Genomic DNA, 15,085 nt, shown 5'->3' on the forward strand with positions numbered 1-15,085 from the left:
CGGCCGGCGCGGCACAGTGCGAAAGGGCGCGATCATCGCGCTAATGCTGAGAGAAGGGCGGGCTTTACGGTATAATCCGTTTTTCCCGCGAGCATCCAGCGATGACCAAATATGTTTTCGTCACCGGCGGCGTAGTTTCTTCCCTCGGCAAGGGTATTGCCGCCGCCTCCCTCGCCGCGATCCTTGAATCGCGCGGTCTGAAAGTCACCCTCCTCAAACTCGATCCCTACATCAACGTCGACCCCGGCACGATGAGCCCATTCCAGCACGGGGAAGTGTTCGTGACGGAAGACGGAGCGGAGACCGACCTCGACCTCGGCCACTACGAGCGCTTCATCAGTACGAAGATGCGCAAGGCCAACAACTTCACGACCGGCCAGATCTACGAATCGGTGATCCGCAAGGAACGCCGCGGCGACTATCTCGGCAAGACCGTGCAGGTGATCCCGCACATCACGAACGAAATCCAGGCGTTCATCGAGCGCGGGGCGGCATCGGCCACCTGCGGCGAGCCGGACGTCGCGATCGTCGAGATCGGCGGCACGGTCGGCGACATCGAGTCGCTGCCGTTCCTCGAGGCAGCACGCCAGATGAGCCTGCGTCTCGGCCGCAACAGCGCGTGCTTCGTGCACCTGACGCTCGTGCCGTACGTCGCGACGGCCGGCGAGCTGAAGACGAAGCCGACCCAGCACAGCGTGCAGAAGCTGCGCGAGATCGGCATCCTGCCGCACGTGCTGCTGTGCCGTGCGGACCGCCGCATCCCGGACGACGAATCGAAGAAGATCTCGATGTTCTCGAACGTGCCGGAAGACGCGGTGATCTCGGTGTGGGACGCCGACAGCATCTACAAGATTCCGCAGATGCTGCACGACCAGGGCCTCGACCGGATCATCTGCGAGGAACTGAAGCTGTCGCCGAAGGACGCCGACCTGAGCATGTGGTCGGAACTCGTCGAGAAGCTCGAGAACCCGAAGCACGAAGTGACGATCGGCATGGTCGGCAAGTATGTCGACCTGACCGAGTCGTACAAGTCGCTGATCGAGGCGCTGCGCCATGCGTCGATCCACACGTCGACCAAGGTCAACATCGAATACATCGACTCCGAAGAGCTCGAGACCAACGGTGTCGACAGCCTGAAGCATCTCGACGCCGTGCTGGTGCCGGGCGGGTTCGGCCGTCGCGGCACGGAAGGCAAGATCGCCGCGGTTCGCTACGCGCGCGAGTCGAAGGTGCCGTATCTCGGCATCTGCCTCGGCATGCAGCTCGCGGTGATCGAATTCGCACGCGACGTCGTCGGCCTGAAGCAGGCGAACAGCACGGAATTCGACGCGGACACGCCGGAACGCGTGGTCGCGCTGATCACGGAGTGGTACGACCGCGAAGGCAAGGTCGAGACGCGCACCGAGGAATCCGATCTCGGCGGCACGATGCGCCTCGGCTCGCAGCGCTGCCCGATCAAGCCCGGCACGATGGCCGAAGAGATCTATGGCAAGGACGTGAACGAGCGCCATCGCCACCGTTATGAAGTCAATAACCGCTTCGTGCCCCAGCTCGAAGCCGGCGGCCTTATCATCAGCGCCCGTACCCCGAGCGAGGATCTACCGGAAATGATGGAGCTGCCGCGTTCGATGCACCCGTGGTTCGTCGGTGTCCAGTTCCACCCGGAATTCACGTCGACGCCGCGTGACGGCCATCCTCTGTTCAAGTCGTTCGTCGAAGCCGCGCTCGCCAACAAGCAAGCGCGCGGAGTGAAAGCATGAAGCTGTGCGATTTCGAGGTCGGTCTCGACCAGCCTTTCTTCCTGATCGCGGGTACCTGCGTCGTCGAATCGGAGCAGATGACGATCGACACGGCCGGCCGCCTGAAGGAGATCTGCGAGAAGCTGAACGTTCCGTTCATCTACAAATCGTCCTATGACAAGGCGAATCGCAGCTCGGGCAAGTCGTTTCGCGGCCTCGGAATGGACGAAGGCCTGCGGATCCTCGGCGAAGTGAAGCGTCAGCTCGGCCTGCCGGTGCTGACCGACGTGCATTCGATCGACGAGATCGAACAGGTCGCGTCGGTCGTCGACGTGCTGCAGACGCCCGCGTTCCTGTGCCGCCAGACCGACTTCATCCACGCCTGCGCGCGCTCGGGCAAGCCCGTCAACATCAAGAAGGGCCAGTTCCTCGCGCCGCACGACATGAAGAACGTGATCGACAAGGCGCGCGACGCGGCGCGTGAAGCCGGCCTGTCGGAAGACCGCTTCATGGCGTGCGAGCGCGGTGTCTCGTTCGGCTACAACAACCTCGTGTCCGACATGCGTTCGCTCGCGATCATGCGCGAGACGAGCGCACCGGTCGTGTTCGACGCGACCCACTCGGTGCAGCTGCCGGGCGGGCAGGGCACGAGCTCGGGCGGCCAGCGCGAATTCGTGCCGGTGCTCGCGCGTGCCGCGGTCGCGACGGGCGTCGCGGGCCTGTTCATGGAAACGCATCCGAATCCGGCCGAAGCGAAGTCGGACGGCCCGAACGCGGTGCCGCTGAACCGGATGGGTGCGCTGCTGGAGACTCTCGTCACGCTCGACCAGGCGGTGAAGCGCCATCCGTTCCTGGAAAACGATTTCAGCTAAAGATCGAATGAACCTTGCGGCGGCTTCGCGCGTCAGTAGCGAAAGCAGTTGCGGCACGCGTGCCGTCGCAGTTTGAAAGAATCCATCGTCATTCTCAGAGGAAACCCATGAGTGCAATCGTAGATATCATCGGCCGCGAGATTCTGGATTCGCGCGGCAACCCCACCGTCGAATGCGACGTGCTGCTCGAATCGGGCACGATGGGCCGCGCGGCGGTGCCGTCGGGCGCGTCCACCGGCTCGCGCGAAGCGATCGAACTGCGCGACGGCGAAGCCGGCCGCTACAACGGCAAGGGTGTGCTGAAGGCCGTCGAGCACATCAACACCGAAATCTCCGAAGCCATCATGGGCCTCGACGCGTCGGAACAGGCGTTCCTCGACAAGACGCTGCTCGAGCTGGACGGCACCGACAACAAGTCGCGCCTCGGCGCGAACGCGATGCTGGCCGTGTCGATGGCCGTCGCGAAGGCAGCCGCTGAAGAAGCCGGCCTGCCGCTGTACCGTTACTTCGGCGGCTCGGGCGCGATGCAGCTGCCGGTCCCGATGATGAACATCGTCAACGGCGGCGCGCACGCGAACAACAGCCTCGACATCCAGGAATTCATGATCGTCCCGGTGAGCCAGCCGACGTTCCGTGAAGCCCTGCGTTGCGGTGCGGAAGTGTTCCACGCACTGAAGAAGATCCTGAGCGACCGCGGCATGAGCACGGCAGTCGGCGACGAAGGCGGTTTCGCACCGAACTTCGGCAGCAACGACGAGTGCCTGTCGACGATCCTGCAAGCGATCGAGAAGGCCGGCTACCGTGCGGGCGAAGACGTGCTGCTCGCGCTCGACTGCGCGGCATCCGAGTTCTACCACGACGGCAAGTACCAGCTCGCGGGCGAAGGCCTGCAACTGTCGTCGGCCGAATTCACCGACTACCTCGCGACGCTCGCCGACAAGTTCCCGATCGTGTCGATCGAAGACGGCATGCACGAAGGCGACTGGGACGGCTGGAAGCTGCTGACCGAGCGCCTCGGCAAGAAGGTCCAGCTCGTCGGCGACGACCTGTTCGTCACGAACACGCGCATCCTGAAGGAAGGCATCGAGAAGGGCATCGCGAACTCGATCCTCATCAAGATCAACCAGATCGGTACGCTGACCGAAACGTTCGCGGCAATCGAAATGGCGAAGCGCGCGGGCTACACGGCCGTGATCTCGCACCGCTCGGGCGAAACGGAAGATTCGACGATCGCGGACATCGCGGTCGGCCTGAACGCCGGTCAGATCAAGACGGGTTCGCTGTCGCGCAGCGACCGCATCTCGAAGTACAACCAGCTGCTGCGCATCGAGGAAGATCTCGGCGACATCGCCAGCTACCCGGGCAAATCGGCTTTCTATAACCTGCGCTAACGCGCTACTATCGGGTTCGTCATCTCAACGCCGCTCTGTGCATGTCGCGCGGAGCGGCGCTTCTTATATCTGCGTCTCTTACATGCGGCTTGTCACTGTCGTCCTGATTGCCTTGCTGGCGCTCATTCAGTACCCCCTATGGTGGGGACACGGCGGCTGGCTGCGGGTGCACGAATTGCGCCAGCAGCTCGGCGATCAGCTGCAGAAGAATGCGGACGAGAAGCTGCGCAATGAGCGGATCGCGGGCGAAGTGCAGGACCTGCAAAGCGGTACCGCAGCCATCGAGGAGCGGGCGCGCTACGAGATGGGCATGGTGAAGGACGGCGAAGTATTCGTGCAGTTCGTGTCGCCGAATGCACCGGCCGTGCCGCTGAACAACAACACGCCGTCGAACACGTCGACGCGCGGTGCGGTGTCCGCGGCGCCCGTGCGTGTCGTGCCGAACCCGCAGTCGATCGCGAAGCCGTCGCGGCATCACGGCGGCGAGAAGGGGAAGGCCGCGCATCATTGAATGCGGCAGTCCGAACCATTGAAAAAGCGCGGGAAATGCCGCGCTTTTTTATTTCCTGCCGGTGTTCAATCGGGCAGGGCGATGCGCTGAAGCATCACCACCACCAGCCCGGATAGCCATAGCCATATCCGATGCCGGTGCCCCACCGGTTGCCCCAGCCACCGCCGTAATAGCCGCCGTAGACGGTCACCGGTGGCGGCGAGTAATACGTCCATGCGCGTGCGGCGGCCTCGGCCGCCATTGCATCGTTCTGTTCGCGCAGTACCTGCCGGTCGATCTCGTCGTAGCGTTTGCGCTCCGCGCTCGATAGCGCGGGCGGTTGGCCGCCGGATACGCCCGGTTCGGGCAGGCGGCTCAGGATCGTCGACGAAGGCGGCGGTACCGCGCAGCCCGCCAGGGCCAGCATACCGGCGGCGACGCCGGTGAGGACGAGGGTACGGAACGAGCGATTCATGTGTCTCTCCAGCAGCGCGCCGACCGCGGCAGGCCGCGTGCACCGAAGCCGCGGGCCTGCGGTGCGTGAGCCGTGCGGGCGACGCTTGTGCGTCATTATGCGCCCGCGCCCGCATCGCGGGCACGGACGCCGGCGCGCGGCTCAGTGACGCTGTTCGGTCGCGGGCGTGATGCCGGTGGCCAGTTCCGGCGCGGCAAACAACTGCGCGACGTCGACGGGATCGAACTCGTAGCGCTGGTTGCAGAACTCGCAGTGGATCTCGACGTGGCCACGCTCGACGATCACGCTGTCGACTTCCTCGCGACCGAGCATGCGCAGCATTGCGCCGACCTTCTCGCGCGAGCACGAGCACTGGAACCGCGTGCCGGCCGGCTCGAAGTGCTGCACGTTTTCCTGCCAGAAGAGCCGGCGGAACACGACTTCCGGCTCGACCTCGAGCAGTTCCTTCGCGGACAGCGTGCTGCCGAGCGTGCACACGCGTTCCCACGTGTCGATGTCGGTCTCGGCGTTGCGCGGCACGATGCCGCCGTCGCCGGGCAGCTTCTGCAGCAGCATGCCGACCGCGCGGTCGCGATCGGCCGCGAGCCACAGGCGCGTATCGAGCTGCTCCGAATGGTGCATGTAGTGCTCGAGCACCTGCGACACCGATTCGAGCGGGCCGTCGACGCCGTTCAGCGGCACGATGCCCTGGTACGGCTGCTGGCCCGGCAGCTTTTCGGCCGGGTCGAGCGTGATCACGCAACGGCCGTGGCCACTCGCGTTGACGAGCGCCGCGAACAGCGTGTCGTCGCCGATCGTCTGCGCCGCATCGCCGGCGAACTTGGCCGTCGCGCGCATCGACAGGTCCGAGCTGCACTGGACGACCAGCATCTGGACCGGCCCGTCGCCGAAGATCTGCATGATCAGGGTGCCGTGAAATTTCAGGTTCGCGGACAGCAGCGCGCACGCGGCCATCATCTCGCCGAGCACCGCGCGCACCGGGGCAGGGTAGTCACGGCGGGAAAGCACCTCTTGCCACGTGTTGCGCAGCGACACGATCTCGCCGCGCACGGGTGCCGAATTGAACATGAATTTCTGTAACTGGTCGCTCACTCTTCTTCCTTGAAATCCGCGCGAATCACCCGATTCGCACGAGTTGCTCCTTGAAATGCGCACGCCGCTCGACGTACGTCTTCGCATTTGCGCGCAGCCGCGCGATGTCGTCCGCCGACAGCTCGCGCACGACTTTCGCCGGGGCGCCGAGGATCAGCGAATTGTCCGGGAACGTCTTGCCTTCCGTCACGACCGCGCCGGCACCAACCAGACAGTTGCGGCCAATGACCGCTCCATTCAAGACCACCGCCTGAATCCCGATCAGCGAACCTTCGCCGATCGTGCAGCCGTGCAGCATCGCCTGGTGCCCGATCGTCACGTTTTCGGCAATCGTCAGCGGAAAACCGGGGTCCGTATGCAGGACCGCGCCTTCCTGGACGTTGCTGCCGACGCCGACCGTGATCGTCTCGTTGTCGCCGCGAATCGTCGCGCCGAACCATACGCTCGCGTTTTCCTCGAGCACGACCTTGCCGATGATGGCCGCCGTATCGGCGACGAACACGCTTTCGTGGATCGTCGGGGCCGTTTCGCCCAGTTTGTAGATCGTCACGGAGTCTCCTGGTCTCTTCGATGATGGGCGCCGGTAGAATGGCGCGTCTGGCGTGCCGTGCGCAGGTGTGTCGCGGCACAAACGCATATTGTAAACCGTCGCGTGCATGCGCTCCCGCGATGCGCGCGGGCGGTACCTGGTTCGATGAGCATGGAGTCTTCTTCTTTCACCGCCGCGCCGGTCTGTGTGCGGCGCGCGGCGCTCGACGCGCTGCGACTGTCCGAGCCGGCCGCGAAGGCCGCGCGGGTCCGCGCGCTATACGACGCGCTGCTCGCCGGGCAGGCCGTAATCGCGCCGGCGCTCGCGCTGGACGAACCGGCCGACCTGCCCGGTCGTCCCGCGCGCCCGCCGCTCGTCGAGCCGCGCCAGCTCGAGCGCCGCAGCATGCGCTCGCCAGCAGGGCGCGCGGTGCTGCTGCACGCGCTCGCGCATATCGAATTCAATGCGATCAACCTCGCGCTCGACGCCGTGTGGCGCTTCGCCGGGATGCCGGACGCGTTCTACGCGGACTGGCTGAAGGTCGCGGCCGAGGAGGCCTATCACTTTACGCTGCTGTCCGACCGGCTCGCCGACGGGTTCGCGCATGCGTACGGCGATTTTCCCGCGCACAACGGGCTGTGGGAGATGTGCGAGCGCACCCGTGCCGACGTGCTCGCGCGGATGGCGCTCGTGCCGCGCACGCTCGAGGCGCGCGGGCTCGACGCGTCGCCGCCGATCCGCGCGCGCCTCGTGCAGGCGGGCGATCACGCATCGGCGGCGATCCTCGACGTGATCCTGCGCGACGAAATCGGCCACGTCGCGATCGGGAACCGCTGGTTCCGGCATCTGTGCGACGCGGCGAACCGCGATCCGGTACCGACTTATCGCGAGCTGGCCGAGCAGTACCACGCGCCGCGCCTGCGCGGGCCGTTCAATTTCGATGCACGCCGGACCGCCGGATTCGAGCAGGCGGAACTGGATGAACTCGCCGCGCAGGACGCAGCGGACGGCAAGGCGGCGGGCTAGGGCGCCGGATCGCCGCGGCTACGCGCCGGGCTTGCGGCGCAACAGCTGGAGCAGCGGGGGGCAGCGGACCCCTGCGACTGACCGGCCGCATATCGTTGGGCGCGCACCGCGCCGGTTCTGTGCGCGGTCGCCGGCCTGCCGCTAGAGAACTGCCTCGACTGCCGGCCGCCGGAACCGACGCGCGATCGCTATAATCGAACGACCATTCTTTTTTCTGGCGGCTTCAATGAGTGCCTCGAGTTCCGTTTCCGATTTCGTCACTGTGCGCGGCGTCAAGCTGCACGTACGGCGCTGGGGCCGGCCCGATGCGCCGACGCTGTTCATGCTGCATGGCTGGATGGACGTCGCGGCATCGTTCCAGTTCGTCGTCGATGCGCTCGCGGGCGACTGGCAGGTGATCGCGCCGGATGCGCGGGGCTTCGGCCTGTCCGACTGGCCGGTCGCACGGCAGGGCGGCGGCCATTACTGGTTCCACGAGTACCTGGCCGATCTCGACGCGCTCGTCGACCACTACGCGCCGACCGGCGAAGTCAACCTGGTCGGGCACAGCATGGGCGCGAACGTCGTGTGCCTGTACGCGGGCGCGCGGCCCGAGCGCGTGCGGCGCGTGGTCGATCTCGAAGGGTTCGGGCTTGCGCCCGCGCGGGCCGAGCAGGCGCCGCGCCGGCTGCGCGGCTGGCTCGACGAGTTGCGCGAGCCGCCGGCGCTGCGTCCGTACGCATCGCTCGACGACGTTGCGGCGCGGCTGATCAAGACCAATCCGCGGCTCGATCCGCACCGCGCCGCGTTTCTGGCCGCGCACTGGTCCAAGCGCGGCGACGACGGCCTCTACCACCTGCTGGCGGACCCCGCGCACAAGATGGCGGGCCCGATGCTGTACCGGCTCGACGAGGTGATGGCGGTCTGGAAGCAGGTGCGCGCGAAGGTGCTGCACGTGGAGGCCGTCAATTCGCCGACGCTCGCGTACATCGCAGGCGAGATCCCGCTGCCGGAGTTCAAGGCCCGCTTCGACGCGTTCCCAGACTGGCGCGAAAAGCTCGTCGAGGATGCCGGCCACATGGTCCATCACGACCAGCCGGAGCAGATCGCGGCGCTGATCGAGGCGTTCTGCGCGTAGGCCGGCGGCGGTGGGGCCAGGGCAGGCGGCGGAATTGCCGCATTGCAGTAGAATGAAGCTTCACCTGCCATACCGACAATGAACGCCGATCTCCACTGCCATTCCAATGTTTCCGACGGGTTGCTGTCGCCTGCCGACGTCGCGCGCCGCGCTCATGCCGGCGGCGTGACCCTGTGGGCGCTGACCGACCACGACGAGATCGGCGGCCAGGCGGCGGCGCGCAGCGAGGCGGAAGCGCTCGGGATGCGCTACCTGAGCGGCGTCGAGATCTCGGTCACGTGGGCATCGCGCACCGTGCACATCGTCGGGCTGCACATCGATCCGTCGAACCCGGCGCTCGTCGACGGCCTCTATCGCACGCGCCACGGCCGTGCCGCGCGTGCACACGCGATCGCCGCGCAGCTCGAGACGCTCGGCATCGCCGGCGCCTACGAAGGCGCGCTGAAGTACGTCTCGAATCCCGACCTGATCTCGCGCACCCACTTCGCGCGCTTCCTGGTCGAAAATGGCCACGCCGAATCCACTTCCGACGTGTTCGACCGGCTGCTCGGCGACGGCAAGCCCGGCTTCGTCCCGCACCGCTGGGCGACGCTGTCCGACGCCGTCAGCTGGATTCGCGCAGCCGGCGGCGAGGCGGTGGTCGCGCATCCGGGCCGCTATCGCTATACGCCGGTCGAATTCGACGCATTCTTCGGCGAATTCATCGATCTCGGCGGTCGCGCGATCGAGGTCATCACGGGCAGCCATACGCCCGACCAGTACCGCGAATACGCGGACGTCGCGCGCCGCTTCGGCTTCGAAGTGTCGCGCGGCTCGGATTTCCATGCGCCGGGCGAGGGCCGCATCGAGCTCGGCAGCCTGCCGGCGCTGCCGCCCGACCTGAAACCGGTCTGGGAGCGCTGGCTCTGACGCGCCCCGCGCGCTTGCCGTTCGCGTCGCCGCCGGTGTACGCATCCGAATTCCCCCTCTTTACTTGCTTCCATGTCCCAGTTCTTCAGGATTCACCCGGATAATCCGCAGCCGCGCCTGATCAAGCAAGCCGCGGACATCGTCAGCAAGGGCGGCGTGATCGCGATGCCGACCGATTCGAGCTACGCGCTCGCGTGCCACCTCGACGACAAGGACGCGGTCGAACGCGTGCGCCGCATCCGGGGTCTCGACGAGAAGCAGCACCTGTCGCTGCTGGTGCGCGATCTGTCGGAACTCGCCAACTTCGCGATGGTGGACAACCGCCAGTACCGGCAGATCAAGTCGGTGACGCCGGGCCCGTACGTGTTCATCCTGCAGGCGACGAAGGAGGTGCCGCGCCGGCTGTCGCACCCGTCGCGCAAGACGATCGGGCTGCGCGTGCCCGATCACGCGATCACGCTCGCGCTGCTCGAGGCGCTCGGCCAGCCGCTGCTCGGCACGACGCTGATCCTGCCGCCGGACGACGAGCCGCTCAACGATCCCGAAGACATCCGCGCGCGGCTCGAGAAGCAGGTCGACCTCGTGATCGACGGCGGTGCGTGTCCGCGCGAGCCGTCGACGGTGATCGACCTGACGGGCGACGAGCCGCAGCTCGTGCGGCCGGGGCGCGGCGCGCTCGAACCGTTCGGGCTTTCGGTCGCGTAAGCGTCATTCATTTTTGCGCGAGTGCGCTTGTTACAATAACGCGATATGGATGCTTCCCTGATACAGACCATCGCCGTCTACGCGCTGCCCGTGATCTTCGCGATCACGCTGCACGAGGCCGCGCACGGCTATGCCGCGCGCCTGCTCGGCGACAACACCGCCTACATGATGGGGCGCGTGTCGTTCAACCCGATGCGCCACATCGATCCGCTCGGTACGATCGCGATTCCGCTCGCGATGTATTTCCTGACCGGCGGCGCCTTCCTGTTCGGCTATGCGAAGCCCGTGCCGGTTTCGTTCGGCAACCTGCGCAATCCGCGCTGGGGCAGCCTGTGGGTGGCGCTCGCGGGGCCGGCCTGCAACTTCGTGCAGGCGTTGGTGTGGGGCGTGCTGAGCATCGTGCTGCCCGCCGCCGGCGTCGACGAACCGTTCTTCACGCGGATGGCCTATGCCGGTGTCAGCGCGAACCTGGTGCTCGGCGTGCTGAACCTGTTTCCACTGCCGCCGCTCGACGGCGGCCGCATCCTGGCGGCGCTGTTGCCGCCGAAGCAATCGATCGCGCTGTCGCGCATCGAGCCGTACGGTTTCATCATCGTCCTCGTGCTGGTCACGACGGGCGTGCTGACGAATTTCTGGCTGCGTCCGCTCGTGAACGCCGCAGCCGGCGTGCTGAGCGCCATCCTGTCTCCCTTCGCCTCGCTTTTCTAACGACAATCATGTTCCCAGATCGTATTTTCTCCGGCATGCGACCCACGGGGTCGCTGCACCTCGGCCACTACCACGGCGTGCTGAAAAACTGGGTGAAGCTGCAGTCCGAGTACCCGTGCTTCTTCTGCGTGGTCGACTGGCATGCGCTGACGACGCACTACGAAACGCCCGAGGTCATCGAGAAGAACGTGTGGGACGTGCTGATCGACTGGCTCGCGTCCGGCATCGATCCGGCGCAGGCGACGCTGTTCATCCAGAGCAAGGTACCCGAGCATGCGGAGCTCGCGCTGCTGCTCGGCATGAGCACGCCGCTCGGCTGGCTCGAACGCGTGCCGACCTACAAGGAGCAGATGGAGAAGCTGAAGGACAAGGATCTGTCGACCTACGGCTTCCTCGGCTACCCGGTGCTGATGGCGGCCGACATCCTGCTGTATCGCGGCTCGCTCGTGCCGGTCGGAGAAGACCAGGTGCCGCACGTCGAGATGACGCGCGAGATCGCGCGCCGCTTCAACTACCTGTACGGCCGCGAGCCGGGCTTCGAGGAGAAGGCGCTCGAAGCCGCGAAGAAGCTCGGCGGCAAGCGCGCGAAGCTGTATCACGAGCTGCGCAATGCGTACCAGCAGGAGGGCGACGACGAGGCGCTCGAACAGGCGCGCGCGATGCTTCAGGAGTCGCAGAGCCTGTCGATGAGCGACCGCGAGCGCCTGTTCGGCTATCTCGAAGGCGCGCGCAAGATCATCCTGGTCGAGCCGCAGGCGCTGCTGACCGAAGCGTCCCGGATGCCGGGCCTGGACGGCCAGAAGATGTCGAAGTCGTACGGCAACACGATCGGCCTGCGCGAAGACGCGGAGACGATCACGAAGAAGGTCCGCACGATGCCGACCGATCCCGCGCGCGTGCGCCGCACCGATCCGGGCGACCCGGACAAGTGCCCGGTGTGGCAGCTGCACCAGGTCTATACGGACGAAACGACGCACGAGTGGGTGCAGAACGGCTGCCGCACGGCGGGTATCGGCTGCCTCGACTGCAAGCAGCCGGTCGTGGAAGGGATCCTGCGCGAACAGCAGCCGATGCTCGAGCGCGCGCAGAAGTACATGGACGATCCGTCGCTGCTGCGCGCGATCGTCGCGGACGGCTGCGACAAGGCGCGCAAGCACGCGGTCGAGACGATGCGCGACGTGCGCGACGCGATGGGCCTGTCGTACACCTGACCTGACGGCATGCGCGAACCTGTCCTTGCCGCCGCGGGCGGCCACGTCGCCCAGACCGAACCGTCGCGCTGGGTCACCCGCTGGTCGCGGCTCGTCCCGGCGGGCGGCGCGGTGCTCGACGTCGCCGCGGGCGGCGGCCGCCATGCGCGCTGGTTTGCGTCGCATGGGCATCCGGTCGTCGCGCTCGAACGCGATCCGGACGCGCTGGCCGCATTGCGCGCGATTCCCGGCGTCGACGCGCGCGACGCCGATCTCGAGGGCGCGCCGTGGCCGTTGCCGGCGGGCGCCGCGTTCGCGGCCGTGATCGTCACCCATTATCTGCATCGTCCGCTCTGGCCCCATCTGCTCGATGCAGTGGCGCCGGGCGGCGTGCTGATCTACGAAACCTTCGCGCGAGGAAACGAAACGGTCGGCAAACCGTCCAACCCCGCGTTCCTGCTCGCCCCGGGCGAGTTGCTGGACGCGGTGCGCGGCCATCTGCGGGTGGTCGCATACGAGGACGGATTCGTCGCCGCGCCGCGCGAGGCATTCGTGCAGCGCATCTGTGCAGTACGCGAGGGCGCGACCCCGACGGCGGGGGCGGGAATTCCACGTTACGAACTGCCCGGCTAATCCGCTACAATCTCAACGTTTACCGGTACATCAATCAATCGCGTTTCATGGCTAACGGCACCCAAGACGGCATTCAAATCCGCGGCAGCATCCCCGCGATCGTCACCCCGATGCTCGAAGACGGCAGTCTCGACCTGCCGGCGTTTCGCAAACTGATCGACTGGCACATCGCTGAAGGCACCGACGCAATCGTCGTGGTCGGCACGAGCGGCGAGTCGGCCACGCTCAACGTCGAAGAGCACATCCTGATGATCCGCACGGCGGTCGAACATGCGGCGAAACGCATCCCGATCATCGCGGGCGCGGGCGGCAATTCGACCGCCGAGGCGGTCGAGCTGACGAAGCACGCGAAGGCCGTCGGCGCCGATGCGACGCTGCAGGTCGTGCCGTACTACAACAAGCCCACGCAGGAAGGGATGTACCGGCACTTCAAGACGATCGCCGAAGCGGTCGACCTGCCGGTGATCCTGTACAACGTGCCGGGCCGCACGGTCGCGGACATGGCGCACGAGACGACCCTGCGCCTCGCGCAGGTGCCGGGCATCATCGGCGTGAAGGAAGCGACCGGCAACATCGATCGCGCCGCGCACCTGATCAAGGCCGCGCCGAAGCATTTCGCGATCTACAGCGGCGACGATCCGACCGCGATCGCGCTGATGCTGCTCGGCGGCCACGGCAACATCTCGGTGACGGCGAACGTCGCGCCGCGCGCGATGAGCGACCTGTGCCGCGCTGCGCTGGCCGGCGACGTCGCAACGGCGCGCGAGCTGCACATGAAGCTGCTGTCGCTGCACAAGAACCTGTTCATCGAGGCGAACCCGATTCCGGTGAAGTGGGCGCTGCAGGCGATGGGCAAGATGCAGGGCGGCATCCGCCTGCCGCTTACGCCGCTCGACGAGCGCTGCCACGATGTCGTGCGTTCGGCCCTCGTCGAGGCCGGCGTCCTCTGATGCCTTGGCGGCCGCGTCCTGCGGCCGCCGGCTCGACCCCTCATCAACCCGCACCGGCCGGCTCCGTCCGGCGCCGCTCCTGACGAGCGTTCTAGCAAGACGAAGGATTTCATGAAACGTTTCGCCTTTTCCTCTCGCGCCATCCAGGTTTCGGTGGTGGCGCTGGCGCTGGGCGCGCTCGCCGGCTGCGATACGCTGAACGATTATCTGGCTCCTGACCGGGTCAACTACAAGAACACGGGTTCGGCGCCGCCGCTCGCGGTGCCGAGCGACCTGAAGGCCGTGCCGACGACCCAGCAGTTCGTCGCGCCGCCGAGCAATGCCGGCCTCGGCACGCTGCCGCCGCGGGCGACGACGGCCGCCGGCAACGCGACCGACGGTGTGCCGAGCGCGCAGGATCCGCTCGGCATGCACATCGAGCGCGACGGCGACCGCCGCTGGCTCGTCGTCGACGGCCGCACGCCCGAGCAGCTGTGGCCGATCCTGAAGGAGTTCTGGCAGGAGAACGGCTTCTCGCTGAAGACCGACGCGCCGTCGACCGGCATCATGGCCACCGACTGGGCCGAGAACCGCGCGAACATTCCCGACGACTGGTTCCGCCGCACGATCGGCAAGGTCATCGACTTCGCGTATTCGTCCGGCACGCGCGACCGTTTCCGTACGCTCGTGAACCGCACGGCGAACGGCAACACCGACATCTCGATCACGCACAGCGCGATGGAAGAAATGATGGTCGGCCCGCAGGGCGGCACGTCGTCGCGCTGGGAAGAGCGGCCGCGCAACCCGGTGCTCGAGGCCGTGTTCCTGTCGAAGCTGATGCAGAAGTTCGGCCTGAGCGACGCGCAGGCGAAGCAGCTGCTGACCGATGCGCGTCCCGCGACGGCACCGGCGCAGGTGGGCGACACGAGCGGCGGCGCCGCGACGCTGCAGCTGGCGGAGTCGTTCGACCGCGCATGGCTGCGCGTCGGTCTCGCACTCGACCGCACCAACTTCGCGGTCGACAATCGCGACCGCGAGAAAGGCCTGTACACGGTCCGCTACGCGAACACGATGGAAGAGCTGAAGCGCGACGGTCTGTTCGGCAAGCTGTTCTACGGCGGCCCGGCGGCGGCCAAGCCGGGCAAGGAATACCTGGTCAACGTGCGCGCGCAGGGCAACGGCGGCACGCAGGTCGCGGTGGTCGACGCGAACGGCCAGGTCGACAACTCGTCGGAAGCGCAGCGGATCATTTCGCTGCTGCACGCGCAGCTGAACTGAAC

At 66.6% G+C, this 15,085-nt stretch carries 16 protein-coding genes; 13 read left to right on the forward strand and 3 right to left on the reverse strand.

The features are described 5' to 3' along the window. Positions 1-101: 101 nt before the first annotated feature. From C7H84_RS13590 to ftsB, 4 genes are all read left to right on the forward strand, one after another. Complete coding sequence (locus C7H84_RS13590) at positions 102-1,760, forward strand: CTP synthase (protein ID WP_121859270.1); 1,659 nt, start codon at positions 102-104, stop codon at positions 1,758-1,760. Next, the gene (gene kdsA / locus C7H84_RS13595) at positions 1,757-2,611 is read left to right on the forward strand and encodes a 3-deoxy-8-phosphooctulonate synthase (protein WP_121859271.1); all 855 of its coding nucleotides are present in this window, start codon (positions 1,757-1,759) and stop codon (positions 2,609-2,611) included. The genes C7H84_RS13590 and kdsA overlap by 4 nt, the downstream gene beginning before the upstream one ends. A 107-nt stretch (positions 2,612-2,718) precedes the next feature. Then, positions 2,719-4,002: a phosphopyruvate hydratase gene (eno, locus tag C7H84_RS13600; protein WP_011885396.1), complete on the forward strand. Its 1,284-nt coding sequence runs from the start codon at positions 2,719-2,721 to the stop codon at positions 4,000-4,002. Positions 4,003-4,084: 82 nt separating this feature from the next. After that, a complete protein-coding gene (gene ftsB, locus C7H84_RS13605) occupies positions 4,085-4,513 on the forward strand; it encodes a cell division protein FtsB (RefSeq protein WP_121859272.1) in 429 nt (142 codons plus the stop codon). Positions 4,514-4,607: 94 nt separating this feature from the next. Here ftsB and C7H84_RS13610 read toward each other — a convergent pair whose 3' ends face one another. From C7H84_RS13610 to C7H84_RS13620, 3 genes are all read right to left on the reverse strand, one after another. Next, a complete protein-coding gene (locus C7H84_RS13610) occupies positions 4,608-4,967 on the reverse strand; it encodes a hypothetical protein (RefSeq protein WP_121859273.1) in 360 nt (119 codons plus the stop codon). Between the two features lie 141 nt (positions 4,968-5,108). Beyond that, positions 5,109-6,059: an Hsp33 family molecular chaperone HslO gene (hslO, locus tag C7H84_RS13615; RefSeq protein WP_121859274.1), complete on the reverse strand. Its 951-nt coding sequence runs from the start codon at positions 6,057-6,059 to the stop codon at positions 5,109-5,111. Positions 6,060-6,084: 25 nt separating this feature from the next. Then, positions 6,085-6,609, reverse strand: coding sequence for a gamma carbonic anhydrase family protein (locus C7H84_RS13620; protein WP_121859275.1), 525 nt, complete (start codon positions 6,607-6,609; stop codon positions 6,085-6,087). A 144-nt stretch (positions 6,610-6,753) separates the two neighbouring features. Between C7H84_RS13620 and C7H84_RS13625 the strand changes: the two genes are divergently transcribed. The 9 genes from C7H84_RS13625 (at position 6,754) to bamC (ending at position 15,083) form a co-directional block, all read left to right on the forward strand. After that, positions 6,754-7,614, forward strand: coding sequence for a ferritin-like domain-containing protein (locus tag C7H84_RS13625; RefSeq protein ID WP_121859276.1), 861 nt, complete (start codon positions 6,754-6,756; stop codon positions 7,612-7,614). 226 nt (positions 7,615-7,840) lie between these two features. Further along, positions 7,841-8,731, forward strand: a complete 891-nt coding sequence (locus C7H84_RS13630; protein WP_121859277.1) for an alpha/beta hydrolase — start codon at positions 7,841-7,843, stop codon at positions 8,729-8,731. 78 nt (positions 8,732-8,809) lie between these two features. Continuing rightward, a complete protein-coding gene (locus C7H84_RS13635) occupies positions 8,810-9,640 on the forward strand; it encodes a 3',5'-nucleoside bisphosphate phosphatase (protein WP_121859278.1) in 831 nt (276 codons plus the stop codon). A 72-nt stretch (positions 9,641-9,712) separates the two neighbouring features. After that, positions 9,713-10,345: an L-threonylcarbamoyladenylate synthase gene (locus C7H84_RS13640; protein ID WP_121859279.1), complete on the forward strand. Its 633-nt coding sequence runs from the start codon at positions 9,713-9,715 to the stop codon at positions 10,343-10,345. Positions 10,346-10,390: 45 nt separating this feature from the next. After that, a complete protein-coding gene (locus C7H84_RS13645) occupies positions 10,391-11,053 on the forward strand; it encodes a site-2 protease family protein (protein WP_121859280.1) in 663 nt (220 codons plus the stop codon). A gap of 8 nt (positions 11,054-11,061) precedes the next feature. After that, on the forward strand, positions 11,062-12,264 hold the full coding sequence (locus tag C7H84_RS13650; protein ID WP_121859281.1) for a tryptophan--tRNA ligase: 1,203 nt from the start codon (positions 11,062-11,064) through the stop codon (positions 12,262-12,264). Between the two features lie 9 nt (positions 12,265-12,273). Beyond that, positions 12,274-12,876, forward strand: a complete 603-nt coding sequence (locus tag C7H84_RS13655; RefSeq protein WP_121859282.1) for a class I SAM-dependent methyltransferase — start codon at positions 12,274-12,276, stop codon at positions 12,874-12,876. A 47-nt stretch (positions 12,877-12,923) separates the two neighbouring features. Next, on the forward strand, positions 12,924-13,826 hold the full coding sequence (gene dapA, locus C7H84_RS13660; RefSeq protein WP_121859283.1) for a 4-hydroxy-tetrahydrodipicolinate synthase: 903 nt from the start codon (positions 12,924-12,926) through the stop codon (positions 13,824-13,826). A 111-nt stretch (positions 13,827-13,937) separates the two neighbouring features. After that, positions 13,938-15,083: an outer membrane protein assembly factor BamC gene (bamC, locus tag C7H84_RS13665; protein WP_121859284.1), complete on the forward strand. Its 1,146-nt coding sequence runs from the start codon at positions 13,938-13,940 to the stop codon at positions 15,081-15,083. Positions 15,084-15,085 lie beyond the last annotated feature (2 nt).

The sequence above is a fragment of the Burkholderia sp. Nafp2/4-1b genome, assembly GCF_003635165.1.
Lineage (GTDB): Bacteria > Pseudomonadota > Gammaproteobacteria > Burkholderiales > Burkholderiaceae > Burkholderia.

Excerpts from the sequence above, each read along its gene's own strand:
- C7H84_RS13590 (WP_121859270.1), top strand. The coding sequence starts at position 102 with ATGACCAAATATGTTTTCGTCACCGGCGGCGTAGTTTCTTCCCTCGGC.
- kdsA (WP_121859271.1), top strand. The coding sequence starts at position 1,757 with ATGAAGCTGTGCGATTTCGAGGTCGGTCTCGACCAGCCTTTCTTCCTG.
- eno (WP_011885396.1), top strand. The coding sequence starts at position 2,719 with ATGAGTGCAATCGTAGATATCATCGGCCGCGAGATTCTGGATTCGCGC.
- ftsB (WP_121859272.1), top strand. The coding sequence starts at position 4,085 with ATGCGGCTTGTCACTGTCGTCCTGATTGCCTTGCTGGCGCTCATTCAG.
- C7H84_RS13610 (WP_121859273.1), bottom strand. The coding sequence starts at position 4,967 with ATGAATCGCTCGTTCCGTACCCTCGTCCTCACCGGCGTCGCCGCCGGT.
- C7H84_RS13625 (WP_121859276.1), top strand. The coding sequence starts at position 6,754 with ATGAGCATGGAGTCTTCTTCTTTCACCGCCGCGCCGGTCTGTGTGCGG.
- C7H84_RS13630 (WP_121859277.1), top strand. The coding sequence starts at position 7,841 with ATGAGTGCCTCGAGTTCCGTTTCCGATTTCGTCACTGTGCGCGGCGTC.
- C7H84_RS13635 (WP_121859278.1), top strand. The coding sequence starts at position 8,810 with ATGAACGCCGATCTCCACTGCCATTCCAATGTTTCCGACGGGTTGCTG.
- C7H84_RS13640 (WP_121859279.1), top strand. The coding sequence starts at position 9,713 with ATGTCCCAGTTCTTCAGGATTCACCCGGATAATCCGCAGCCGCGCCTG.
- C7H84_RS13645 (WP_121859280.1), top strand. The coding sequence starts at position 10,391 with ATGGATGCTTCCCTGATACAGACCATCGCCGTCTACGCGCTGCCCGTG.
- C7H84_RS13650 (WP_121859281.1), top strand. The coding sequence starts at position 11,062 with ATGTTCCCAGATCGTATTTTCTCCGGCATGCGACCCACGGGGTCGCTG.
- C7H84_RS13655 (WP_121859282.1), top strand. The coding sequence starts at position 12,274 with ATGCGCGAACCTGTCCTTGCCGCCGCGGGCGGCCACGTCGCCCAGACC.
- dapA (WP_121859283.1), top strand. The coding sequence starts at position 12,924 with ATGGCTAACGGCACCCAAGACGGCATTCAAATCCGCGGCAGCATCCCC.
- bamC (WP_121859284.1), top strand. The coding sequence starts at position 13,938 with ATGAAACGTTTCGCCTTTTCCTCTCGCGCCATCCAGGTTTCGGTGGTG.